Annotated in this window: 23 protein-coding genes; 1 reads left to right on the top strand and 22 read right to left on the bottom strand. The window is 48.6% G+C overall.

Going from position 1 to position 23,727, the window contains the following annotated elements:
• Window positions 1-33: 33 nt before the first annotated feature.
• The 16 genes from KFE26_RS13695 to KFE26_RS13770 form a co-directional block, all read right to left on the bottom strand.
• Entirely contained in the window at window positions 34-255 is a 222-nt protein-coding gene (locus KFE26_RS13695) for a hypothetical protein (protein ID WP_076500504.1), read from the bottom strand.
• Window positions 252-2,039: a hypothetical protein gene (locus KFE26_RS13700; protein WP_212600723.1), complete on the bottom strand. Its 1,788-nt coding sequence runs from the start codon at window positions 2,037-2,039 to the stop codon at window positions 252-254. Before KFE26_RS13700 ends, KFE26_RS13695 begins: the two co-directional genes overlap by 4 nt.
• The gene (locus tag KFE26_RS13705; RefSeq protein WP_212600724.1) at window positions 2,036-2,338 is read right to left on the bottom strand and encodes a hypothetical protein; all 303 of its coding nucleotides are present in this window, start codon (window positions 2,336-2,338) and stop codon (window positions 2,036-2,038) included. Before KFE26_RS13705 ends, KFE26_RS13700 begins: the two co-directional genes overlap by 4 nt.
• Window positions 2,331-3,290 (bottom strand): hypothetical protein, encoded by a 960-nt coding sequence (locus KFE26_RS13710; protein ID WP_212600725.1) that lies wholly within the window; start codon window positions 3,288-3,290, stop codon window positions 2,331-2,333. The genes KFE26_RS13705 and KFE26_RS13710 overlap by 8 nt, the downstream gene beginning before the upstream one ends.
• Window positions 3,291-3,301: 11 nt before the next feature.
• A complete protein-coding gene (locus KFE26_RS13715) occupies window positions 3,302-5,776 on the bottom strand; it encodes a hypothetical protein (protein ID WP_212600726.1) in 2,475 nt (824 codons plus the stop codon).
• Between the two features lie 12 nt (window positions 5,777-5,788).
• Window positions 5,789-6,154 (bottom strand): hypothetical protein, encoded by a 366-nt coding sequence (locus tag KFE26_RS13720; RefSeq protein ID WP_212600727.1) that lies wholly within the window; start codon window positions 6,152-6,154, stop codon window positions 5,789-5,791.
• Entirely contained in the window at window positions 6,151-10,077 is a 3,927-nt protein-coding gene (locus KFE26_RS13725) for a tape measure protein (RefSeq protein ID WP_212600728.1), read from the bottom strand. Before KFE26_RS13725 ends, KFE26_RS13720 begins: the two co-directional genes overlap by 4 nt.
• Before the next feature lie 119 nt (window positions 10,078-10,196).
• Window positions 10,197-10,943, bottom strand: a complete 747-nt coding sequence (locus tag KFE26_RS13730) for a hypothetical protein (RefSeq protein ID WP_212600729.1) — start codon at window positions 10,941-10,943, stop codon at window positions 10,197-10,199.
• Between the two features lie 28 nt (window positions 10,944-10,971).
• Window positions 10,972-11,415, bottom strand: coding sequence for a hypothetical protein (locus tag KFE26_RS13735; RefSeq protein WP_212600730.1), 444 nt, complete (start codon window positions 11,413-11,415; stop codon window positions 10,972-10,974).
• Window positions 11,415-11,855 carry a gp436 family protein gene (locus KFE26_RS13740; RefSeq protein WP_212600731.1) on the bottom strand — a complete coding sequence of 147 codons (441 nt, stop codon included), beginning with the start codon at window positions 11,853-11,855 and terminating at the stop codon, window positions 11,415-11,417. Before KFE26_RS13740 ends, KFE26_RS13735 begins: the two co-directional genes overlap by 1 nt.
• A 2-nt stretch (window positions 11,856-11,857) precedes the next feature.
• On the bottom strand, window positions 11,858-12,370 hold the full coding sequence (locus KFE26_RS13745) for an HI1506-related protein (RefSeq protein WP_212600732.1): 513 nt from the start codon (window positions 12,368-12,370) through the stop codon (window positions 11,858-11,860).
• Window positions 12,371-12,452: 82 nt separating this feature from the next.
• Window positions 12,453-13,373, bottom strand: coding sequence for a Mu-like prophage major head subunit gpT family protein (locus tag KFE26_RS13750; RefSeq protein ID WP_212600733.1), 921 nt, complete (start codon window positions 13,371-13,373; stop codon window positions 12,453-12,455).
• A complete protein-coding gene (locus KFE26_RS13755) occupies window positions 13,373-14,530 on the bottom strand; it encodes a phage protease (protein WP_212600734.1) in 1,158 nt (385 codons plus the stop codon). Before KFE26_RS13755 ends, KFE26_RS13750 begins: the two co-directional genes overlap by 1 nt.
• Window positions 14,531-14,609: 79 nt before the next feature.
• Window positions 14,610-14,936 carry a hypothetical protein gene (locus tag KFE26_RS13760; protein ID WP_212600735.1) on the bottom strand — a complete coding sequence of 109 codons (327 nt, stop codon included), beginning with the start codon at window positions 14,934-14,936 and terminating at the stop codon, window positions 14,610-14,612.
• A 120-nt stretch (window positions 14,937-15,056) separates the two neighbouring features.
• Entirely contained in the window at window positions 15,057-16,013 is a 957-nt protein-coding gene (locus tag KFE26_RS13765; protein WP_212600736.1) for a reverse transcriptase family protein, read from the bottom strand.
• On the bottom strand, window positions 15,988-16,299 hold the full coding sequence (locus KFE26_RS13770) for a helix-turn-helix domain-containing protein (RefSeq protein ID WP_212600737.1): 312 nt from the start codon (window positions 16,297-16,299) through the stop codon (window positions 15,988-15,990). Before KFE26_RS13770 ends, KFE26_RS13765 begins: the two co-directional genes overlap by 26 nt.
• 729 nt (window positions 16,300-17,028) lie before the next feature.
• On the opposite strand from KFE26_RS13770, the gene KFE26_RS13775 reads away from it, so the two are divergent.
• Window positions 17,029-17,883: a hypothetical protein gene (locus KFE26_RS13775; protein ID WP_212600738.1), complete on the top strand. Its 855-nt coding sequence runs from the start codon at window positions 17,029-17,031 to the stop codon at window positions 17,881-17,883.
• On the opposite strand, the gene KFE26_RS13780 is transcribed toward KFE26_RS13775, so the two are convergent.
• The 6 genes from KFE26_RS13780 to KFE26_RS13805 are packed head-to-tail and all read right to left on the bottom strand — an operon-like array spanning window position 17,866 to window position 23,727.
• A complete protein-coding gene (locus KFE26_RS13780; protein WP_212600739.1) occupies window positions 17,866-18,327 on the bottom strand; it encodes a phage virion morphogenesis protein in 462 nt (153 codons plus the stop codon). The two genes, KFE26_RS13775 and KFE26_RS13780, sit on opposite strands and share 18 nt — an antisense overlap.
• A gap of 9 nt (window positions 18,328-18,336) precedes the next feature.
• Window positions 18,337-19,662 carry a phage minor head protein gene (locus tag KFE26_RS13785; RefSeq protein ID WP_212600740.1) on the bottom strand — a complete coding sequence of 442 codons (1,326 nt, stop codon included), beginning with the start codon at window positions 19,660-19,662 and terminating at the stop codon, window positions 18,337-18,339.
• The gene (locus KFE26_RS13790; protein ID WP_212600741.1) at window positions 19,655-21,256 is read right to left on the bottom strand and encodes a DUF935 domain-containing protein; all 1,602 of its coding nucleotides are present in this window, start codon (window positions 21,254-21,256) and stop codon (window positions 19,655-19,657) included. Before KFE26_RS13790 ends, KFE26_RS13785 begins: the two co-directional genes overlap by 8 nt.
• Window positions 21,256-22,896, bottom strand: coding sequence for a hypothetical protein (locus KFE26_RS13795; RefSeq protein WP_212600742.1), 1,641 nt, complete (start codon window positions 22,894-22,896; stop codon window positions 21,256-21,258). The genes KFE26_RS13790 and KFE26_RS13795 overlap by 1 nt, the downstream gene beginning before the upstream one ends.
• Window positions 22,896-23,465, bottom strand: a complete 570-nt coding sequence (locus tag KFE26_RS13800) for a DUF3486 family protein (RefSeq protein ID WP_212600743.1) — start codon at window positions 23,463-23,465, stop codon at window positions 22,896-22,898. The genes KFE26_RS13795 and KFE26_RS13800 overlap by 1 nt, the downstream gene beginning before the upstream one ends.
• Complete coding sequence (locus tag KFE26_RS13805) at window positions 23,455-23,727, bottom strand: hypothetical protein (protein ID WP_212600744.1); 273 nt, start codon at window positions 23,725-23,727, stop codon at window positions 23,455-23,457. Before KFE26_RS13805 ends, KFE26_RS13800 begins: the two co-directional genes overlap by 11 nt.

Below are 23,727 nucleotides of genomic sequence, written 5' to 3' on the forward strand. Positions count from 1 at the left end.
GTGTTGGTAGCATTGCTAGACCGCTCTCTTTTATCAAATCTCTAATTCAACATACGTCAGGTCGGCGGCTTGGCCTTGGATCTGACCATCGACGATATACACTTTCCCGCTGGCAACTGAGTCACCCAAAACGGTCTGATAACTGCCATCGGCGTGTTGTACTGTCGTGGTGCCATTCGTCACGTTAATCACAGTGGCAACACTGCGCTGGGGCTTAGGGTTTAAGTTCGCTAAGCGTTGATAGATGTTGCTCATGCAGCCACCTCATTACGCAATAGCGTCACGGTCTGATTCACTGTAACCATCCCCGTTGACTCATTAACGCTGCCGCTTATGCTGAAGCTTTCACACACTGACTTAAACACCTCGGCACCTTTGCGAACCCCAATTAACATGCCTGGTCGCATGGGTGGCAAATCCGCCATGACCTTTGCGCGAATGCTGTTTTGCACCTTATTACCTGCGTTGGCTAATTCGGCCGTTGCGCGCATTCTTGCGGCTTGATTATCAGTGATTAACTTATCCACTATATCACCAGCAAAGTTGTCACCAGCGGTCCCGAAACGTTTCACTTTCGCCGCCACGCCTTGCTGTTCACCACGTACAAACACCGCATTAGCATCGGGACGAATGTCGATACGCTCGTTAAATTCGAGGATCACTCCATCATGCAAAATCACATCGGGAATTGCGCTTGCGGTATTCCAAGGCACGACTGGCCACTGAGGGATCACAGTTATAGTCTGAGTTTCATCGTTCACATCGAGCATGGCCCCAATGCTATTTGCCATCATGTTAATCGCTTCAGCGGGTGTTTTAGCGGCATAGCTAAAGGCGTTTGCGGGTACAGGGTAATCACTAATTTTACTGGCGACAGTCCACCCAGTATTGGCCACAATATCGGCCATCAAACCAATAAAGCTGCGGGCTACCACGTTCACATAGTTGATGGCCTTTCGGTTCGGGCTGGCGAGTGTGGCTAAGCGGCCTCGACCTGTCGCGCTATAACTGGTTTTGCCAAAGGCTTTTGACTCACTGGGAGACTCACAAAGCAGGTAAAAGTCATAGCCATTAATGCTTATTTTCAGTAATTCATTAGCGGCACGCTCGGCATCAATACGGGATGAAAACGCTAAGCTTCCGCTACTGGCCCATTGCGAACGGGATTGAGAAATGGATACTGATTTGAGCACCACAGCAACGCCGTCACTCACACGAACACAACTGATTTGAGGCTGCATGAGGTAACTCCTTCTGATTTGCGGTTCGATAGGGATCTTAAAATCAATGGTGGGTAACGATGGATTTGTGCCTATCAAGCCGCCGCCATCATCCCAGTAACATATGTTTGGTGAAGGGGTAAAGTTGAGCACAATCGGGCTGGCTGCATTTACCCAAGGATCGCTAAAGTTAATGGTGATCTTGCCTTTGGGTGGTCGATACTTACTCGAGCACACCCACCGCGCAGCATGTGGCCCCCATGCTATTCCTTTCATATCGCCTGCAGCACGAATATTCGAGTGGGCAAGCTTAACCTCAGTCGCGACTAACTCACCTTGCCTTAAACCCAGTGCGATAATCTGCGTGGTAGCCTCTGGCTGCCGCCATAGCATTTCAACCCGTGATGGCACTAAATCAGGCAATAGCCATAGGCTAGAAGCTTGCACACCATGTAACTGTGGCACCAACCAAAGCAAATCAGCTTTACATGGCACTAGGTTATTCCAGCGCCATACCACTGAGGTGGTAATGCCCATTAATGCCTTAGCTTGCCACTTGGCCGTCACGATTTGCGTCACATGGCCAACTTGCCATTGTGACGTTAACTGTGTGGCATGGCTTTGGGTGGCTTCTTTAATGGTTAGCTGCTGTACAACACTCGGCGCAATCGCAATACCTATGCCGCACATTATACCAATTGTACCTGGGCTAATGGGTACCTCTGGTATCTCTGGCGTGGGTTCATCGGTAAAGCTAATGACAATAGGTGAGGCTGAGGCAATCCATGGCTTATCAAAATTGATAACAATGGCTGTCATGGGCGAATCGTCACTTGATTGCCGTTAATTAAATCGGCTTGCCGACCATCTAATAATTTAGCGTTATAGTTGCGGTCATCATCGAGTATGCCGACCAATAACTCATTGTTTGTTGTATGTTCCAATGGCATTATTAATTTGACATTCTTCACTTGATTGCAATTAAAAACATAATAAATTTCGCATGTTAAGCGATTCATTACAATTAATCGCTCTGCGTTGTTATCAACTTTAATATCTATAACTGCTTGATGATAAACCGATGACTTTACGGGTTTTACATCGATAAATTTACTCATACCAGTCACCCGTACTAATCCATAACTTATTGTTGTAAACAGATCTGAGTAAAATGTAAGTTATCCCGTCAAAGATTCGATCAACTGGCCAGTTGTTATTACCGTAGCCAACAAATGAGGAAACCTTCATCCCTGGTGCTGTCCCTCGACAAGCTGGTAATGACGTGCTGATATTTGCAGGAACTCCACTTGCATCATTGATGTTGTATGCAATCTCTAAATACGGCATAACAAAATTATGTTGTAAGTTCGACACCTCTGCATCGTTAAGAAATGGTGCTCCTGGTGAGCTTGTATTGACAAACGGAAGAGTCATTGAATACATTCGGCTAGTATTGACACCATCAACCGCATATAACTGGGCAGAAAGTGTCGTAGTCCAACCAATGACACTACCTGCAGGTGTTGAAGGTAAATCACCAGCGGTGTTATTACCTGAAATAAGTGAAAAACAGTTGATATCATTAGAATAAAAACTATGAATATCACCAATGAAGTAACACCAAAAGATAGTGTTAGCAGCAACAAGCATCTTTGGTGAATCAGTCCGATGCTGCATTAGGTAGAATCCCCTTGATGTACCTATAATTTCCCACCCTTTACCAGAGTTTGAAAGTGTTGCAGCTCTAAGACCACAAGCTTTAGAAAATACATCTATAGCAGACATATCCCCTGCACATTTTATATAACAACCTTGCTGCGAAGTATTGCCACCATTAGCTGACCAAAATTGAAAATAGCCCCCTGAGCCACCATTCGCGAGTGAGTTTCTAAATGCCACCTTAAACGCTGCGGCATTCTCGAATTCAAGAGTCCAGCCTAGCGGGGCTTTATTGCCATAACCCTCAACCAGCACTTTTTTTAGGATGTTAATCCACTCTGAGGGGGTGGCATTAACCAACTGTGGCGCACCTGGGTCTGTGTAGCGATAAACTGTAACTGGTAATCCCATTTCAATTGCTCCTATGACTCGTTACCGAAAAATGACAATACGGCTTTATCTGTAGTGATTTGGCTGTGGCCAACCTGCACATTTCGCAGCAGCATAATCGGATTTGAGGCCGCAAACGTGGCGAAACGAATCGCTTCGCCTTGCTGCCAACCGCCACCCCATGCACCTGAGCGAATAATGAAATAAGGGGCATTAGTCAGTGGGTTAATCGGTGCAAAATCATTGAGTGTGTCACCTGTGGCGATTTGGCCAAGACGGCGGCCAACACAACGAAATGCGCTGGCTGAGGTCATAATCAATACCCAATCTTCATTCACTGCAGTGGTGTTTTTGACCTCAAACGGATAGTCAACCGCATTCACGTTGCCCGTAGCTGGGTCGCCATCGAGGTCCCAATTGTTGGCCCATGCCGTCATATCCCGCACTCTACCAACACGCGCCTGCAGGTCACCAAGGATTTGCACACTGGCTAATGTGGTACCTGCTGGATATTCACGGGACAAAGGCTTGGCCAACACAACGCTATTGCCTGAAAACGATGAAACTAGACCGAGTTCCATAATGGTATCGCTCAGCACAAACGGCGCAGCAAACCCAGTAAAATCACTGTTAATCGTGACCGTTCCTGCCACCTTGTTTACCGTAAAATGGTCATTATTAGTGGTCCATAGGCTTGCGCCATTGGCATCGGTAATATCAACAAACTGAGCATTTTCACGAATAGTAAACACTGTGCCGACAGAGCCTGTGACTTGCTGCACTTGAGTATGAGAAAGCGCGACAGTGCCCCATCGTCTGAACATATCGACAATGCCGTCATTGGGGATACGCAGTGGGTTTAGCCCGTAAATCTCGGCGGGGGGTAGCTGGCGCAATTGGTCGGTAATGTCATAGCGCAGCGTGGTTAAATCCACCGGATTGGTAAATAACAGTTCAACCAAACCATCAACAATGGTCCCTTCAATACCGCTACCGGATATGACTCCTTGGTTGTCAGATGAGGCGCTAATAATGGCATGATCGGATATCCGTTCAACCTGCACGTAAAAGCTCTCTAACAATGGATTAGCCACACTCAAGGCAAATTTAGCCGTAGTATCGCCTGCAGCCGCTGCAGTGGTTGATTCAACTAAACCTGAATAGGTCAATTCAAAATCACCACGGCTGACCGTTTGCTTGGTAACGACACCCGTAAAATAATCAATGGTCGCCAGTAACTCAGTGGTGTCATACAGCTTACCGATACCGCTATTCACATTTTCAAATACATCCTGAGGCACATAGTTACTATCGGCAAACACAGCGCGGCCTTTGATACTGCCGACCGTTAGCTGCTTATTGGCTGGGAATGCATTAGCACTTGAGTAAATGCTGTATTTATACGCAGAAACATAATAGAGCGAGACTGTGGGATTATAGGCAACGCGCACATCAGGCCGTAGCGTAACGGTCACGTTCCCCGTTCCGACAGTAATCGACTGAACTAATGAACTATTCCCACCGAAAACGCCAAAAGGATCGGTAGAAACTGCAGTGACAACATCAGTGTCTATCAATAAATCCGCTGTGGTGAAGGTATAGCTGTACGTCCCTTCTGCACTTGGCTGACTAATCACTTTGCGGATCACTTGGCTAACAGTGGCATCGCCGTTATCACTGCCACCCGTGATGGTGTTACCTGGCTTTGGCGCTAAGGTGGTAATCGCAGGCAGTAACGATAATTGAGTCGCGCCCACAGCTAAACTTACCCCGCTGGCGGCGGCAGTCAGCTTAGTTACCCCGTGGAATTTCAATGGTGATGCAGTGTTAGATAATCGCAAGCGAGTGCATTTACTCTGGCCATTGATTTGCAAACCTGGTTCTGGTGTCGCAAACGGTATCGGCGGCTCGAATACAACAGTGCCCACCGCGCCAGGCACTATGCTAGTACGAGTGACTTTGCAAAAATGGGTTTTGCGGGGCCATGCCACGTTTTCAATGCCAGGATATTCCACGGTGATGCAGATCACTTGGCCAACCTGTAGATAAGTGGTTTTCCAATAGTCGCGGTCATTAAAGCGATAGGACGACTGCAGGTAATCTGAGGAAAACGAGTTTTGGTTCACAAGGAAGCCTGGACCACCTTCACGGATCAATTCCCCTGCTGTGACTGACGACTCAATGATCTCTTTCATATCTGTCATGCGAGACTCATCATCCAGCGCGGCAGACTCGATCATGAATACGTTAACTAATGGGTCTATGGGTGGCTCACTGATAAACACATGTGCATCAATCAAAGTGCTGGTGTCTGGCGTATCGAGCGCAGGGAACGCTTTTACAATGTCGATACTGGATTGGGCATGGTCGATATCGGATATCGCTGAAAATAGCTCATTAAGCTTGCCAGACTGCACCACTTGTTTAGTCCGTTGGCCGCCTGCCTCATTACTTGAACCCAGTAACTCGGGCTTAAATACTTTTAAATCTAAACGGGAAATAGTCATATTAAACGGCCTTTAAACAGTGATTAACTTCAAGGTTATAGCCTCGATTTCGTCGGGGTCGGTATCGCTGTAATTGATCGCTGGCGTGCCGCTAATGGGCTGTTCGCTGTAGTCCCACATCACAGTTAATGCAGTGCCATTGATATCCAGGTTAAAGCTGTTCGCGCCCTTTGAATTGGCGTGGGCCTCAAGGGCGTTAAACACAGATAAGGCTTCTGCATCGCTGAATAACACCACAGGGCGGCCCGCTTGTTTGGCGGCTACTTCAACATGCTGCGAGCCATCGAGCGCAAACTCAGTGCTACTCACAAAGGGCGTATACCCAAAGCGGTTAAGCCAAATAAAATGCGGTAATTGAAGCGTGTCTAAGGTGATCATGAGGTGGCCTTAATCTGTTCTAGTTCGCGCAAAAACAGCTGCTTAAACTCATCAAGCAAATCGGCTTTCACCACATTGCCCGATGGCATTGCCAGCTCTAACCGATAAATTTGTACACTGCCGCCTGTGTTCTGATTGCTCATCGATGGCGAAGTGGTTTGGCTTGAGGGACTGCGAGTGGAATTCGTCGCGGTGCTTGCACTGCTTGATGCACGCTCGATCGCCTGTGCGTTACGTTCTGCCGATTCAGCTTCGATTTGTTTTAGCTTAGTACTGTAGATTTGCTGACTCAGTTGCAGTGCTTCTTGGGCACTGGCGATGGACTCTTTATCCTGGGCTGTGCGGGCAGCATCGAGCTGCGCCTTAAGCTCAGCCTGTTGCTGCTCATAGCGACGCTTCTCGATAGCGGCTTGGTTATTGTTGAGCTGATCCATCTCATCTTTGAGACTGTCCAAGGTCGCGTTGATATCGTCACGCAGGCCGAGAATACGATCACGGGTAGCATCAATGGCCGCTTGCAGAGGCTTAAGTTCTTCGTCGCCTAGCTCGCGTATATTCCACTTTGCCTCGCGGCTAATTTGATTGACGCGATCGAGGCTAATGCTGGAGCTTTCAAGTTCATCAGTCCATTTACGGGTCAGTAAGGTTTCATTGATGATCTGCTTTTCGCGGATAAAGGCTTGGTTACTGAGCTGCGCCAGCACACCCCAAAAGCCAGTATTCACCCGCATATTGTTCATGATGCTTTTAGTCAGCTCATCAACGCGGGCGTTGAGTTTTTCGGTGCTATCTTCGTTAAAATTGAACTGTTTGTTTAAGTGGGCATAGGCACCCGCGAACAGGTTTACATACTCAGTAGCACGGCCAGTGGTTTCCTCTAATTGTTCAAGTTCTTCACGTTGCTCAATTAAGGTTTTAGTGGTCTTTTTTACCTGTTCGTCAGTCTCTTGCTCACCATCTTCCAAACCGCCCATTAAGCGTTGCAATATTCTGAGCACTTCAACTAAGCGCTCTTTTTGTCGCAGGTATTCTTCCGCCGTGATGCCGCCGTCTTTATAGGCTTGTTCGAGCCTTAACATCTCGTCAGATACAGCGGCATACTTGCTTTTTATCTGTTCATAATTAGCCGCTTCGAGCGCCTGAACCTCACTGAGCTGCTTAGTTTGGTCACTTAACTTGCCCTGTAAACTAATCAGATCTTGTTGAGCTTTTGCTTTGGCTTTACTCGATACCGTCGAGCTGTTCATCACATCATGGCATTGCTTCAAACGTGCTTCAGTTTCTGCCACTGCGCGGCTTAGCTTGGCTTGCTCGGGTGAAAGCTCCTTCACGCTGTCTGTATAGCCGTATTGCTTTGCTGTCAGCTCGCTCAGTTCTTTGGTTAGCCCAAGGGTGGCGGCTTGCGCTTTCAAGGTTTCTGGTACCGCAGCACCCGTCGCTTCGGCGGCTGTTAATGCCGCTTTCGCCCAGGCTAAAAACGCATCCTTTTGTTGCTCAATCGGTTCACGGTTGTTCTTAATCAGATTAAAGGCCGCTTCGGCTTTCGTATTCACCTGCTCTAAGGCATGGCTACTGGTCAGCCCTAAGTCCTTATAGGCTTGCTCCAATGCCTCGGTGCCCTTAGCCGTGGCATCTAGATAGGTTTGCTGCTCTTCAAACTTGGTGCGCAGTATTGTGAGTAACTTAACGTGGCCTTCGTATTGATCCCCCGCCGCCTTTAACGGCACTAAGGCGGCGTCAATTTGCCGAATGAAACCGCCCATACCACCTTTAACGCCATCGAGCGTTTTAGTTTGTTCGCTTAAGGTAAAGGTCAGGCGCAGCGCTTCTTCAACCGTTAATTTAATCGGCGCTACGACGTCAACCGCAGCCTGTTTGACTTCTTCCATGGCTTTAGCGGCGTTCTTCCACTTACCAGTGGCATCGTCATAAATCAGTTTGCCTTCATCAACCGCCTTGTTGAACTCGGCCATAGTGGTAAAGGCAACGCCCGTTTGCTCGCTGAGATCCTTAAGTGAGTACTCCAACTGTTTGGAGCTAGACGCGGCAGCGCGTTTAGATTTTTCCAGTGCTTCTTCAGCGATTAATAACTCTTGGTATACCCGAGCAACCTCGATCAACTCGCTAATCAGGGCTAAGTACAAACCCGCTTTAGCCGCTGCTGCCAAGGCGGTTTTAAGTTTGCCAGCAGCTAAGGCCGCGCCCTCACTCGCCGCAGTGGTACCCATGATCGCGCCAGTGTAAAGACGCATCACGCCGATGGAGGCATTGGCTCCGATGATCACATCACTAAAATAGCTACCGACTTTTAACGCGAGAAATGCCTTAGCCACAAAACCAATTTCATCACGGTAGTGGTACAGCATAGCAGCGCCATCTTGCACCGCTGAGCCTATGCTCACGATCGTATCGCTGACTTGCTGCGCCCATTCCTTTAAACGGCCATCGGTGGCCATGGCGGCAAACTCAAGATTCAACTCACTGATCTGGCCCTTGAGCCAATCAAGTGCACCGGACTGAGCCACGAGATCATAGAAGGATGAAAGGTTATCTTTGAGGTTTGATACTTGGCCACTGAGCAAAGCCATCTGCGACGCTGCGCTGCCATTAGCGGCTCGGCCCATTTCATCAATCAAGCCTTGGATCACATCGCGGCCAAGCTTGCCTTGCTCACTGAGTTTTTGCAGTTCGGTGGTGTTCTTTCCCGTGACCTTAGCCAGCATGTCCCATACGGGCACGCCGCGCTCAATCAACTGCAGGATCTCTTCGCCCTGTAGCTTTTGTTTTGCCCAGGCTTGGCCGAGTGCCAAGGTGATCCCCTCGACCTCTTGAAAACCGCCACCGAGTTTAAAGGCTTGATCCACAATCGCCTTCATGGTGCCGTTCATAGGATCAAGGCCAAAGGCTTTGGCCTTCACAAACGCTTGGTTGACTTCGTTCAGTTGCAGTGGCACATCGATGGCGAATTGCTTTACCCAAGCGGTGGCTTGTTTGCCAGATTCAAAACCGCCCATCACAGCATTCATTTGCACGCCAAGACGTTCGAATTGATCGCCCGTGGCAAAGACATCCTTCAACGCTTGTGCCACGCGGTCAAAGCCCAAATAAGCACCCGCTAAGGCGGTCACTTGGCCGATCACGCCACGCAGGGAACTGGCATGATCACGGGCGCTGGCATTGCCCTTATCTAACTGATTGGCAAACTTATCGACATTGCGGCCAGTGCCGTCAAATTCGGCGCTTAACTTGCGCTGCGCTGTGGTCAGGTTGTTGTAGTCAATGCCCGATTTCGACAGGGCATTTTGCAGCTTAGTGTGGCTGGATGATTGCTGCGCTAACTCGCGCTGCATTTGCTCCAGCTCTTTTTCGGCCACATCAATAGAGCGTGCCAGCTGCACAAAAGGCGCATCCGTTTGGCTGGCACGTTGCTTTAAGTCCTGCAGTGCTAAGGCGGTAGCAGTGACAGCAAGCTCTTGTTGTTCAAGCTCATTACGTGACCGCTTAAAGGTGTTGATCAGGTCTTGCTGGTTAGCCAGCTCATCGAGCTTATTGGCTAAGGTATTGGCTTTTTGGCTGGTCGATTGGCTGCTATCGCCTACGTCATCAAGCCCAGTTGCTAAAGGCTTGAGATCATTAGTGAGCTGCTCTGTTTGGTTGCTGGTATTGCGGCCGCTTTGGGCCACTTGGTCTAACTGGTCGCTTAACGGATCAAGGCTATTTTTGAGTTCATCAACTTGGTTAGCACTTGCTTGGCTGGCATCACTCACGCCATCGAGTTCATCAGCGAGCGCCTGCGTCTTAGGATTCGCCGCATCCGACTCAGTGCCGATGCGCTTAAGCTCATCGACTAAAGCCGCTATGTGTTGCTTGCCCGTGGCTTCTGCCACGATCCGCAGGGCGAGTTCTAAGGTTTTATCAGCCATGGCTATCTCGTTAATGCTCTCGTTAGTATCTAAATAATCGGTGTTTAAACGGCGGTTAAATGGGGATTAAAGGGCATGGCAATTGAGTACGGCCATGCCCTTGGGTTAAGCAAAACCGCTTACGCATCCAGCTCTAGGTACTCGAACGGATGATCCTTACCCGCGACTAACTGGGCTTTACCCGCAAGGGTGGCGCTCACAAACTCACTGGCGGCAAAATCGATCGCAGCCGTAGGCGATAAGCTGGCGTCGAAAACATCGAGCTTAATCGGCTTGCCTGTTTCTAAGTTGGTACCTTCGCCGAAGATCCGCGCGCGGGTTTGGGCGTTAATGCCACCGCGAATGAGGGTGCCGCTAATGGCGTTATGCTGGCCTGTCACCGTCACCGCGCCGCCCGCTTCAATTGCGCCGCCTTTTACGGCGCGCACTAGCCCTAGGGCATAGTTCACCTCATAGTCAGTGCCCAGCACTAAGGTGGCAGCGTCTTTCTTCACCACAAAACCGAGGGCAGCAAAGTTACTTTTAGGTAGCTGTATCCAACGCTGATTATCAGGCAAGGTCACGGCCTCATCAGTTAAGGTGCCGCTGCCCGTGTTCAGCACTTGGGTATCACCCAGCAGTGCCATAGCAATCAGTTCGGCGGGTTGATCGTCAAACGACCATTCCACCTCAACAGGTTTTGCAATTTTCACCACGCTTAAAGCTTGGCCATAGCTGTCTTTCTTTTTACTGCCACGTACCTTTTCGTCGGCGTCGGTTTTAATGGCGAGCTTAGTGGTGTTGATGGGACCAATGATCCCCGTTGATTGCCCTTGGGCATTTAAGCGGTCAACAAAAAAGTTGCCTGCGACTAATAATCCATTCATAGGATTTTCCTCATCTTAAGTTGTTGGGTTAGCTGGGTTTGAATCTCAGTTGCACACTCACGGCCACGGGGTAATAACCGTGGCTTTTAGTGAAACGGGGTTTAACGGGACTGTTAACGCGCACAAAGGGGCCAAGCATCTGACCATCCACCGCAATGGACTTACCCACAATCGCGTTTAACAGGCTGACTAATAGCTCACCTGCTTGGCCTTCGTGGATAGATAAACGGCAAGCCAATACCACAAGCCAAGTCTGCTTAATTTGGCTGGTGTTGCCGCCTTGTGCGGTATCCGCCAGCGTATCGCCCAGATACAGCACATGGGCGGCGGGGGTGATTTGGCTGCGCTCATCCACTTCACTTAGCTCATTGGCTTGATAGACCTTTTTCAGCTTCTGGCTCATCACTAATGGCTCAAGCAGTTGAGTCAGCGCATCACCTGCAGCAAGGTAGTTATCTTTAATCTCAAACATCAGATAAACCCCTTAGATGCACGGCGGCCAAACACGCTGCCTGCACTTTCGATGCTGACCACTAACTCACTTTGGCTAGCGACTTCTCCCGTATCAGCTAGCCCCAAACTGATATCGCCTTTGCTCACTGCGGTTAAAAACTTCACCACAGCGGTATAGCGTTTCTCGACTTGTTCAGGGGCTTTATCGCCATACAAGAAGTAACGGGCGATATCGCAGCAGTTACGCTCAAGCACGGCGGGAACCGTGGTTAACGGCAAGGTGTAACGGCCCACGATATAGCCATCAATCTCAGCCGCAGCATCACGCAATGCTTGCTCAAGCACGACGGTATTGATTTCCCCTGGCACACTGTCTTCACGCTCGGTAAGCAGCATTAAGTCCTGTGCACCAAAGCGACTCAGCATGTTGTCAGGGGTGGCGTACATCAATTGGGCCATGGCTATTCACCTGCTGCGTTGGTGACGGTGCCCGATGGTTCAGTGCCTTTCGTTTCAGTGCTAGGCATTTCAGCGCCTGGATTAGCAGTTTCGTTTTCACCTGGCACAGTGACTTTTACTGCCTGAATAGCACTAATTAAGTCATTTTTATTCATCGAGTTAACACCCGTGATCGCCAAGTCTTTTGCCAGTTCTTTCAGCTCTTTTACTGACAGTTCACCCAAGGCTTTCTCTTCAGCATTGGGCTCTTTCACACCAGTGAGCGTGCCTGTGATATCGGAGCCTAATGCCTGATCACCGTCTGGAATGTCCACACTCCCCGACGCTGGTGCCATATCACGCACGGATACTTTAAGGCGCTGATCAGCTTCAAACGCTGCAACTTGCTCATCCGACAACTCGGCCAGCGGTATAAGGTTTTCGCCTTTGGTAAGCGCCATGCCCGCACGGCGATAGCCAGTGTGCGCAAGACAGATAACCAACAGGACTTGAATGTTCTTAGAAGGATTCGCCATTTCATTGTTACCTCACTCGATGTTGGGGTGCGGGCGCATCCTTGCGCCTGCGATTCGCTGCTCAAACTTAAGGGGTGAACACCTAAAGCTGTGGCACCACAAGGATCTCGAACTTGCCTTTCAGTTCGTTATCCACGGTCACGCCACCTTCATCAATGCGCTCACGGGTCATTAACTTGAGTGCGACGTCTTCAAGAGAAGCTGGGATCACCAACAAATTGGGGCGTATCTTGAGCTTCTTACCGCCATCGCTGGTAAAAGCTTGCATGGCTTTGTAAGCGCTCCATAGGTTGGTGGCATTGAGAGTACGCTTGTTGGCGAAGGCCATTTGCCAGAAGCCAAAGCCCGCTTCACAGCGCATATCGGTGCCGAACTGGAACTCGTTATTGGTCCAAACTGCAGGGTCGGTTGGATTAAACAGGGTGTTTAAATCCAGCTTGCGACGCTCTTGAAAGATGAGTGGCTTTAATGGGCGCGTGGTATCGAGCAAAAACCAAGGTTCCCCTGAATAAGCGCCATCAACCACCATATTGGCCACCGATACGTCAGCCCCCGTACCATCGTGCTTCTCGTTAACGGGATGGTCAGTGTCAAAAAAGTTCTGCCCGTCATAACACAAAGTGCCAAAGCCTTCGGCTAATAGCTCGAACACCAAGTCGTCGGGAAACTCTTCACCTTCCTGCGCCAATGCCTGCACCATAGGTTTGTAAATCCCTAAAGTGTCATCTTCCACATCATCACGACTAATACCGATGGTGGTTTCAAAGGTACGGTTAGTGATTGAATAACCATGCTCTTTGATGGAGTTGATCACCCGCGCACCAATCCATTCGCGCATAGTCGGCATGGAGCCTAACCAGCCATAGGTATTGGACTTAGTATTGCTTGGCACGACTGAGGCAATTTTTAAATACAGTGGATCAGTCTTAGCTAAAGCATTTTGAAACTCGCTACGCACCATAGTGCGCAGAGCTTGTAATACTGGGGCGTTAATAGCAGCCATTATTTGTGCTCCTGATCAGCGGCGATAGCTTTAGCAAAGTCAGCGTGCGACATGCCCCAAGAATCGGCCATTTTGATTTCGTCGGCAGTCAGTGCCGCGAGTTTGGTTTCCTTGTCCTTGATAGGATCGGGAACTGTGGTGGTTTGCTTGGCCGTTAATGCGGCAATAGCCACACGCTCACCCAAGTTGGCTGTAAGCGCCGCCATGGATTGCTTGCCTAACTTGGTTAGGTAATCACGTTCGCACTCAAAGGCTTTGCCTTCATCTATCGCCGCCTTCACGGTTTGCTCAACGGTAAGCACACCGTTTTCAGCAGTTAGCGCAACCAGCTGCGCGCGCAGGGCCGCGACCGTGGCCACAGGAACGTACTGGCTTAGATCAACCGAGGGCGATGTAGCACTCAGCGCGGTAAGCTGTTGCTTTAAGCCATCAGCGCTATTTGCTGCCGTGGTTAGCGTATTAAGTGCAGATAGCGCCGCGACCTCTTGCTCAGCGGTTAAAGCTGTCACGTCATCTGGAATTTCAACGCCCAAGGCAGCTAAGATTTTTTTAAGTAATGGGTTCACATGGAGTTCCTCCGTGTCGGTGGATTGGATAGGTTCGTGTGGATTGAGGCTTGTATTAAGTGCAGCCAGAGCAGCCAATGATGCGAGTGGCAACATGCCATCGACACCAGGGCGGTTAGTTAACGCGGCTGAGTGGATAAATTGCGGGCGGCCAGTGCTGGTGTCATAACCGAACACTAGGCTGAAGTACTTGTATTCTTTGGCGGTGAGGTAAGCGATGGCGTTCTCGGTAAAGCGCGGCTTAATGAACAAGCCCTTCCCTTGTCGATATTGCACGTCATCAATGTTAAACCAACCCGCAGCGGGTGCAGGCTGGCCATTCTTCTCCTTGTTGAGGGTTTGGTGTTCGTAGTCAATAACCAGATCACCGGCTTTATGGGGAGTATTTGCTTGCAGGGCCGCGAACGCAACGCAATCCATCAACCACTTGCCACCAGCTACATCATCAGGGCGACCATCTACGCTGGCAAAGTGGCCATCAGGCAGTGCCTGAATGTAGCCATCTTCACCAACCACAAAGGCGGCTTCTGGATTGACATTTAACTGGCTGCTTAAGGCGGCAAAGCCCAAAGCGATGGATGTTGCAGGCATAAAAAAGGCACTCTCAATTACATTGGAGTGCCTATGATGATCTCGCTTGACTTGCTAGCGGATTGGAAAGGTTTCGGGATTAATCTTCTGCGGGAACACGAGAAATTATATAATCTAATTGGTCATTGATTAGAGATTGGAGCACATTAATTTCATAATGCACTTTATTTTCGCCACCATTTTCCTGACGAAAACATTTCTTATGATCAAAATAAATGACTAACCAACGTCTTATCTTGCCCACTTTTTCCTGAATGTAACTGTCACGCGAATACATTCTGTCGCACAAGCCTAAGGCTTGTGAAAGTAAGCGCTGGTCTGTACCAGGGTAACTTTGGTTAAGTAGTTTTCCGAGTTCTTCATTTGCAACTTTAATCGAGTTCAAGTGTTCTAATAAGTTCAGCAAGTTAACTCCTTAAGTTATCGTTTTAAGGTAGCACTGTACATGTTTTACAGAAGAAACCCCTAAACTTGAAGGTGTACAAGAAAAATCAAATTGAAACAAAGTAGTTAACACCACATTTTGCTAAACTTGTGGGTTAGGTTTGTAATTTTTGATGCTTCTAGCTTTATCTTTAAGCCTTGGTTCCACAACAGACAAAGAATTAAGACGGCCAAGTAATCTATTTTTTAAGCTCGCAGGTACATATTTGTCTCTAACAACTTTCCAAAGTAAAATATCTTCATGAATTTTTTTATGTTGTTGATTTTTTATTGCTATTTTACTTCCACTCAAAACAACTCCAGTAATAACCTTAGTGTCATCACCTTTGTACAAAACAGTTTTTCTGGGATGCATTAAATGCCCATGCCGACTGATAATACTTTTAACAGTCTTAGTGAAGAGTTTGTTTATGGTAACACCAGAAAATGTCACATCATCAACGTAGACAGTCATACATACGTCATGCATATTGGACAATTTCTCGAGTTCAAAAAACATTTCTGCATTAACCCAAAATGCCAATGGCATACTAATCCTACTACCTGTTGGTAAATGACCATTGACAGAGCAAATATCGGCAAGAATATCTGCAACATTCGAAGAACATTTCAAGGTTTTATAAAAAAACCTAAAAATCATTTCTCTTGTCGTAGAAGGAAAAAATGACTTTATATCAGTCGTCAAAACTTTGCTGTTTGTAGAATGAGACTGTGCATTAGTGATGTGTGATAACCCCTTCATTCCTGAGTGAAGAAATGGTGGAGGTTCAATTCTACACATCAAACTAGCAATTCTAGTGTGAACTTTCTCTAATTTCTCTCGTGGGTGCTCGATTACTCGCTCTTTTTCATTATTACCTTTCTGAATAAAAACATTATATCTTTCAGGTGAATACCTTAAATATGATAGTTCTTCGGAAGTAATACAAAGAATAGATAATAAACGACTTTGTTTGATTAACTTATAGAAAGGAGAGTCATGTAATCTGTATGATTTTCCAGCAGTATTTATTTTAAGCCTTAACTTTTTCCGTGTCATTTTTATCGTTCAACCATTCCATTAACTGAATTAGCTTACCTGTAAAAGCCAGTCTTATTTTCTTTGGAATTTTCCCTTCGTTTCCAAGACTCTCTGAGAAAAAAACTAGCGACGACACAGGGATATCAAAGAGCTTTGAATACCCTTCTAAGAGACTCATTGTTACAGTTTTCTTACCACTTTCAATTTCTGATAGGTGAGATTTAGAAATACCTAGACGACTAGCCAGTTCGACCTGAGTCAAATCGTGAAATTGTCTAACAACTTTCAATGCTTTATGAATCATAATATGAATTCCTTCGGAAAATCTAAGGGGAACACTGTACTCATAATCAAATGTCGAATTCAGAATCTGTGAAAAGTTTATAAATCCAAACGGCTATTCTAACGCTCCATTTGAATGTTAACAAAGCCCATTTTTTGAACTTTTTCTTCCGATTTTTTTCTTGTGTCTGCTGGTTGTGATCACTATTTACCATTTAAGTCTCCTTTGATTGCCATTCACAACACGTGAATGGTCTCGCCCAATCTCAGGAATGAGAGTAACCAGCATTAACCCCTAGTTTTCCGGCTACGGAGCTCGCCCCGTAGCCGAGTCCCCCCCACGTGATCCCGATGCAGAACTACATGAGCTGCTGGGCATCGTGCGGCGGTCAAAATGTTAGAGAATTTCTTCTCCACGCCCCAAATTAAAAGCAGGCACTTGTTATGGCGAATGTCTCTCAAATAATCACGAAATAATCATAACTTAGATTAACGTCTAGCACAAGCAAAAGTTCGCACACAGCGAACTTTTGCTTACAGAAAGGGGTAATGAGGTTTAGGCATACTTTATTTTAACTCCTTTATTGTGTTTAAACCCCGTTTAAATCCTTTGTAAAGCGTTTAAGTTGTGTTGAGATAAGCCGTTGTACCAAGTTGAGAGTTAAGTTGCTTAAATCGCGTTTGAGAGCTTTACGCTTCGGAGCTTGTCACCTTAGAATACCGTTATTACTTTTAAAACCATGGACGGCACATGACCACCAATCCCCCTAAGCAACCCCAAACAGAACAGGCACAAACTCCTCGCGCTGAAACATCGTTTAAATGGCTCATCATTCTACTGGCCATAGTTGCAGGCTGTTTGCTGGCTTTCTACTTTTCAAACTTCCACGGGGGTATCGGGGATAAAGGCGACTTTGGAGCCTTTGGGGATTACTTTGGTGGTGTACTAAACCCTATTCTTGGTTTTGCCACCGTTGGGCTGCTTGTATGGTCATTAAAGTATCAGCTGGATGAGCTAGCGCTTTCACGGCAAGAACTTGCTCTGACTCGCCAAGAGCTCGCAGAGACCAAAGAAGAAACGGCTCTAAGTCGGAAGGCTATGGAGGAGCAAGTGGCCCACATACAAAAAGAAGCAAAGTTAAATGAGCTTATGCGATTAATGTCAGATTTGAGGTCACAGTATCAAATTTTACTAAGCCAGGAGCTCAAGAGTTACACGAGTGACTTAAGTACCCAGATATACTACCATTATTCAGGTAAGGAAATTATTACAATTGATAGTGTCATCTATGGTAATAAACCGTATTCAGCCAGTGTAGCTGAATCAATAAGAATCGCATTGAAGAATGCATATGATTTTTTCGCACAGCAAAATATGGTTTGTCAATTTAAAACGCTTGAGGAAATCTTAAACTTATATACCACTGTCGTATGCAGATATTCTCTTAGTTCTAGTCACTCTGATATTTCAACAATTTATTTAAATGAGGCAAGGCAAATGCTCCAACCTTTTCAGGATGTATTCTGGAGCGAAGCTATTAGTGAGCAACTTAAAAAAATAAACTCATTCTATGAATTGGCAAAAAAATCAAACACCACTGCTTAGAAACAGTTCCAATATTTTCAATACTTGGTGTTTATCTTCTTGCCCTAAACCCAAATAAGCCCTTGCAGAAATCCCCGCTGGGCCTGCGGGCATATCGTCGGTGCCACCGAATTGGTGAATAGCGGCATAGATTTTATTGCTACCAATCGCCGCCCAAAAGTCGCCGCTGTCGGCAGTCACGCTGGCAGCTAATCCACCTGCACTGGCTTGTAATATCTTACCGCCTTGGCGTTTAGGGTTGGCCTTAAGGTAGGCATCACTTAAGGATGCCCAGGCTTGACCTGTCGTGGGATCGGCCTCTGCTTCAAAGGCTGATTCGGTGGCGGACTCTAGCACAGCGGCAATATCGTTCATGGGTTCGCTTAAGTCATCGAGCTTAATCAGCAAGCTATCAAGCACCTGCAATACAGTGCCGTTGGTAAACTGAATATCCACTTTATTCATAGTGCATCCCTACCCTTTTAACTGACCTTCAAGCACTTGGTATTGGGCTTGCTGCAATTCAACTAGCGATAACTTAAGTACTTCCACTTGGCCCTCATTAGGTGTGCGCTGTAATGACCAATGGTTCGCGATAAGTAATTTACTATTACTAGCAGGGTCATTGGTTGCTTGCCCTTCCATTGGATACACATAGAGCAAGGTTTGATTATCGTTATCCCATAGCACGGCCTCGGGCTTAGCCAGTAGCAGCGGTAATTGCTGTAACTGGTTAGGCGTCACCGAGGCTTGCGCTGTACTGAGTTGCCGCTCAGTTATAGCGAGCAATGCGCTAGGTTCTCGCCCTAAACGCGCTGTCACTGCGGTTTGAATCGAGGGCGTCATAAAACCTAAAGCCTGTACGCCTAAGCCTGGTCGTCGTTTCTGCCCTGGATTGGCGGCAAGGACTTCATCCGTCCATTGGGCAAACTGGGCGTGGCGCAGTGGGCTATTATTGAGTGCTTGAATAAACTGCGCGCGGGTATCGAGGGATTGAATAGTGCCAAGCTTTTTAGCGACGGCCACGTCGGTACCAAAGGCGGCTTCGCCTGGACTATAGGCCCAGCCTAAATCGGGGCTCATGCTGCTGCCATCGGGCAGATCGATACGCGCATGGGGCACGGTCAATACTTCACCCGTTCCGCGCGCGACAGTCTCAGTATCAAAGCGCTGGATATAACCTTCGCCATTTTCGACAGTGATCCCCATCGCCTTAACCTGCGCTTCAGTTAACGCCCGAACGCGGCAACGACAGCCCCAACCATTGGGCGGATAGATGATGTCCCATATTGGATCGTCAAAGCGGAACACTTTACCCCTAAGCCGCGCATGGGCTGGCCGTGTCTGGCCGTCATCTATCGCCACATACTGCCAATAGGGGTGGGTTTTGCTGCGCGATAACATGCGCCGATAGCGCCCAGCCATGTAAGCGGTTTGCAGGTTTTGACGATAGATAGTGTTTAAGCGGTAGGGACTACCCAGCTGTACCTCGCGGCCATCGACTTCCTTTTTACCCCACCATCCGAGCTTTTCGAGTTGAGGTTTAAGGTTGGCCTGAAACTGCTTAGCGGTTAACCCTTGGCTTAGGGCTGCATCCACTTCATTACGGATCGCCGTGAGCACATCCATCTGTGCCGCCTTGGCCACAGTAAACGCACGGGCGTGGGCGCGGGTCCACACGTCTTGCCAATCGTCACTTATAGCAAAGCCTTTGGCACGGAAATAGGCCACCGCATCGGCGGGGGCTTGGTTAATGGCAATGCTTAAATCAACGGTTTTAGGCACTCTTGGTTTAGGCATTGGCCATGCCCCACAGTTCGGCCACAAACATTAACCGCGCTAAGGTTTCGGTAAGCTGCTCGGTATCCATGGCGGGATAGTCCTGTTCCAGTTGCGCCCGCAACTGCTCCGGCTCGCTCTGCAGTTGTGCCAGTAATGGCTCTACCATCGCCATATAGGCTTCGCTCATTTGACCTTGAGTGAGTGCATCCAAGGCTTTATCTAAGGCGGTTTGGCTCGGTTCACTCAACGGGGCATCTGACTGCTTAGCGGCCCCCTCTTGCGCAGAGAGCGCAGCCAATGCCGTCTGGTTAGCAGCGCTGGCATTGGGGTCTTCTTGCTGGATCACCAACACGGCTTCGCCATTAGCGGGCTTAGGGATACGGGTCTTTTCATGCAGCCAGTTTTGTGGGATCTGCATGCCCATGCTGACGAACGCACGCAGCGGATACGCTAAGGCCCGTAAGTCTTCGGCTTCTGTGGTATCAAAGACTAAACGTGGATGACGACGGTGGCTTTGATAACTCTTGCAGTTAAGCGCATATAAAGGGGCCACTAAGTCGCGGGTTAAGGTTTCGGCAATCAGGGTAAGGTCAGCATCACGCAGCTCTTGGCGCACTTCGTTATGCACGTTACCGAGCGCATTGGTTGAGCTTTTACCGTCGGCTTGGCTGGTCAAGGTGCCGCCTAAAATCACCTTGCTCATGGTCTTTTCAGCCCAGCTAATCATCAAATCAAAGGGATCGGCTTGACCTGTGGCGGCACTCTCAAAATCCATCACCATGCCCTTGGGCATAATGCCACCCGCGTTATGGCCAATGCTCATCACTGCATTTAACAGGGCGCGCTTTTCCTCATCGCTGGCACCCGCTGGATACTGACCAATACGCAGCGGCAAACCGTAGATCTCAAGGAACTCGGCTAAGTCGCGCACACTGTAGTTTTTAAAAATAAACGGCCAGATTAACTGACGCACTAAACCACTGCGGCTAACATAGCCCGACTTGGCAGGGTGAATATGTTTGATCCAACCAAAGGGCCACAGGTCAGCGCCATTGACCGTGGCATCACGCAGCCGCAGTTCGTTGCGCCGCTCAGGATGAGTCATAAACCAAGACGGATCGCGATACTCTGGCACTTCAATAAACCATTCGCCCAGCTCACGCGTCCAGGCTAACTCGTGCATGCTAAAGCCCTTGAGAATGGCATCACTCATTGACTTAATGAGCGTCTTTATCCAGTTACCTTCCTCAAGCATTTCTTGCAGATATTCAGTGTCGGCCTTTTCCTGTGGCGTCGGGTTACGTGGTGGCACTAAGTAATAGTCCACGCCGATCAGCGCCCGTTTGCGCTTGTCTAACTCGGCATAAAGGTGGCCGTCTTTCTCTTCGATATCTTCGGCTAGTTCACATTGGGCAATGAGATCGCCTTGCTCGGCGGCCTGCAAAATATTGGCTGCACTGGCGGGCGTTAAGCCACTACTGGGGTGCTGACTAAAGGTACGTTGCAGGCCAATTAAACGCACATCGTCGGTCTGCAGCGCTTTGGCTTCACGCTGTTTAAACGGCCGACCACTGGCGTCCAAAATACGTGATTCAGTTGTTTTTTCTTGCATTACCAGCAACCTCGCTGCGTTTGATGATCATCATCCTCATGGGCACTTGCATGGGCATTAGGATTACGGTGATCACTTCTAGGAATGGGGGTGAACTCTATGGGGGCACCGTCTAAGGTGGAGGCGTATACCATCAAGAACAGGCTGATTGCGGCATCACCGTGACGTTCTTTTTCTTGGCCTGTGCGTACATCGCCAAGGCATGGCGTACCTCGACGGTTAATGCTTAAGGCCCTCAGATCAGTACTGGTGTCGTCATCCCTTGGGATAGTGATTAAGCCGTCTTCAAAGTGACTTTTAAAACGTGGCATTTGCTCGCGGTAAAAGGACTCAGATAGCATCACACAGGCGATCACTTCACTACCGTATTTATCCTGGGCGTATTCCGCTAACGCTTGGCCATTCCCGCGCGCATCCATCGCGCCGCCCCTCATCCGTGGCAAGCGGTCCACAATGTAAAACAGGATCTGTTCTTGTTGGCGAAAGGGAATGTTTTTAAGCTCAACCTGTAACTTGGTTTTAATGTGGAGATCTTGGGCTATTTCACCCACGTCAATCACGGTTAAGTCACCACTACGGGCAAAATCTTCACCAAAGCAATGGGGGCGTGCAGGATCTAAGCTATCGAGAACCGGCTTGAGTTCATCCTCACACCACTTAAGGATCTCCGCCGCCCGTAAACTCTCTGACCATTGTCCAAAAGCATCGTCTTTTTTAAGGCGAATAACGGGGCCGCTATCTGTCACGCTGGCCATGCGGGCTTCGATTAACGCGCGGTTAAGATAGGCACCACCGCCCGACTTTGGCACGCAGAAGTATTCCTCTAACGCATCCTCTTCGGTGGCGGTGGCTTTGAGTAATTTCGCTTTCCAGTCATCCTCGGCCGCTTGGCTCCATTCGATGCCGCGCACTTGGCAAATACGCTTATACAGCCCCTCATTACAGGCATCATCTAAGGTGACGCGGTGAATGGAGTAATCTTTTTTACCCGCACGGGAATCGTTAATCAACTCATTGAACTGGTTATCAATGCCATTATGGGTGGAGATCAAGCGTACCTTCGCGCCCCACATGGTCAGCGCCAATGCCGCTTTTAGCACTTCGGCCAAGCGTTCGTGGAACGCCGCTTCGTCTATAGTCACATTGCCTTGCATACCGCGCAGGTTCGAGGGATTACTCGATAGCGCCTGCACCTTAAAACCTGAGGCAAAGTAAATGGCAAAGGTCAGGATCTCTTTACCATCTTGGCCTTCATCAACAAACACTTCTTCTTGGATTTCGCCTGCGGCTTTATCAAATACTTTGGCCCACATGGCCGCAGCGTCGATAAATTCCCGCGCCATCTCCTTGTTACTGCCCACATAAAAATGGTTAGTCCCCCCTTGGCCACGGGCAGCGCCTGCGGTAAGAGAAGCATCGGCAGCCTCAGCCCAAGTGAGTCCAGTTCGGCGCGACTTTTCGGCAATTTTCAGCGGTGACTCGTCGGCTATCCAGCGTTTCTGATAACCGAGCAGCACCTCTTTAGGATCAAAGCGACTTAGGCAACTTGCCTCATACGTGGGATCAAAGCTGCTTGCCGTTGGCGTGATGGCTAGCGCTACCGCAGTCGCGGCTGCTAACACCTTTTTCTTAATGGTCATCAGGCAATCCCCAGTATTTCGCGCTTAAGCAAGGCCACGGCATCACTGGTTAAGCCAGCGGTTTTCGCGACCTTCTCGGCGGCATTAGCCGCTTCGGCCGCGAACGCGGTGCGGATCTCTTTCTCGCGCTTATGGCTGGCCATGGCAGCAGACTCCAAACGCTGCACCGCTAACATGGCATCTTTAATCATGCCAACATCGGCACCTTCGCCCGTTTCATCTTGGTTTAATAGGGCTTTAAACAGCTGCGAACGCGCCATTTCGAGGATGAGTTTAGTCACTTCACCCGTGGGCTTGTCACCCAGCTCTGCCGTCCACACTTGGGTGATCTCACGCATTTCGCGCAGGGATTTACCCACAGCCTCCATCTTGGTGGCATAGCGGTTGATGCCTGCGCGGGAAAGCTGGTTTTCCTCAGGCAAGCCTGCGGCTTTAATCAGCGCATTGATTTCATCGAGCAAATCAATCTGCTGAATCGAACCATTACGCAGCCCCGCATCGAGCTTTTTACGGATAGGATCGGGCAGTAAATCCACCTTAGAGCGGCGACCTCGGGTTTCATTTGCCATTGTCAGCTCCTTTAGAAGACTTTATCGAAGCAGCAAGATCCTTCTGCGCTTGAGCCATGGCTTTTTGCAAAGCTCTTTCGGCCTGTGCGACTTGGGGCACTTTGGCGAAATACATCTTGCGGAACTCACCTTCGATATACCGCTTACCTTCTTTTTCCATCATGGGTTTAATGACTTGGTTTTCTACATCAGCGGTAACCAAAGCGAGGGCTAAGTGATAAAGCACGTTCTTTTGTCCAGCAGTTAACGGCTTAACGGCCAT

The sequence above is a fragment of the Shewanella sp. M16 genome (assembly GCF_018224605.1).
Lineage (GTDB): Bacteria > Pseudomonadota > Gammaproteobacteria > Enterobacterales > Shewanellaceae > Shewanella > Shewanella oncorhynchi.

Coding starts and splice junctions, on each gene's coding strand:
- KFE26_RS13695 (WP_076500504.1), bottom strand. CDS start 255: ATGAGCAACATCTATCAACGCTTAGCGAACTTAAACCCTAAGCCCCAG.
- KFE26_RS13700 (WP_212600723.1), bottom strand. CDS start 2,039: ATGACAGCCATTGTTATCAATTTTGATAAGCCATGGATTGCCTCAGCC.
- KFE26_RS13705 (WP_212600724.1), bottom strand. CDS start 2,338: ATGAGTAAATTTATCGATGTAAAACCCGTAAAGTCATCGGTTTATCAT.
- KFE26_RS13710 (WP_212600725.1), bottom strand. CDS start 3,290: ATGGGATTACCAGTTACAGTTTATCGCTACACAGACCCAGGTGCGCCA.
- KFE26_RS13715 (WP_212600726.1), bottom strand. CDS start 5,776: ATGACTATTTCCCGTTTAGATTTAAAAGTATTTAAGCCCGAGTTACTG.
- KFE26_RS13720 (WP_212600727.1), bottom strand. CDS start 6,154: ATGATCACCTTAGACACGCTTCAATTACCGCATTTTATTTGGCTTAAC.
- KFE26_RS13725 (WP_212600728.1), bottom strand. CDS start 10,077: ATGGCTGATAAAACCTTAGAACTCGCCCTGCGGATCGTGGCAGAAGCC.
- KFE26_RS13730 (WP_212600729.1), bottom strand. CDS start 10,943: ATGAATGGATTATTAGTCGCAGGCAACTTTTTTGTTGACCGCTTAAAT.
- KFE26_RS13735 (WP_212600730.1), bottom strand. CDS start 11,415: ATGTTTGAGATTAAAGATAACTACCTTGCTGCAGGTGATGCGCTGACT.
- KFE26_RS13740 (WP_212600731.1), bottom strand. CDS start 11,855: ATGGCCCAATTGATGTACGCCACCCCTGACAACATGCTGAGTCGCTTT.
- KFE26_RS13745 (WP_212600732.1), bottom strand. CDS start 12,370: ATGGCGAATCCTTCTAAGAACATTCAAGTCCTGTTGGTTATCTGTCTT.
- KFE26_RS13750 (WP_212600733.1), bottom strand. CDS start 13,373: ATGGCTGCTATTAACGCCCCAGTATTACAAGCTCTGCGCACTATGGTG.
- KFE26_RS13755 (WP_212600734.1), bottom strand. CDS start 14,530: ATGCCTGCAACATCCATCGCTTTGGGCTTTGCCGCCTTAAGCAGCCAG.
- KFE26_RS13765 (WP_212600736.1), bottom strand. CDS start 16,013: ATGACACGGAAAAAGTTAAGGCTTAAAATAAATACTGCTGGAAAATCA.
- KFE26_RS13770 (WP_212600737.1), bottom strand. CDS start 16,299: ATGATTCATAAAGCATTGAAAGTTGTTAGACAATTTCACGATTTGACT.
- KFE26_RS13775 (WP_212600738.1), top strand. CDS start 17,029: ATGACCACCAATCCCCCTAAGCAACCCCAAACAGAACAGGCACAAACT.
- KFE26_RS13780 (WP_212600739.1), bottom strand. CDS start 18,327: ATGAATAAAGTGGATATTCAGTTTACCAACGGCACTGTATTGCAGGTG.
- KFE26_RS13785 (WP_212600740.1), bottom strand. CDS start 19,662: ATGCCTAAACCAAGAGTGCCTAAAACCGTTGATTTAAGCATTGCCATT.
- KFE26_RS13790 (WP_212600741.1), bottom strand. CDS start 21,256: ATGCAAGAAAAAACAACTGAATCACGTATTTTGGACGCCAGTGGTCGG.
- KFE26_RS13795 (WP_212600742.1), bottom strand. CDS start 22,896: ATGACCATTAAGAAAAAGGTGTTAGCAGCCGCGACTGCGGTAGCGCTA.
- KFE26_RS13800 (WP_212600743.1), bottom strand. CDS start 23,465: ATGGCAAATGAAACCCGAGGTCGCCGCTCTAAGGTGGATTTACTGCCC.
- KFE26_RS13805 (WP_212600744.1), bottom strand. CDS start 23,727: ATGGCCGTTAAGCCGTTAACTGCTGGACAAAAGAACGTGCTTTATCAC.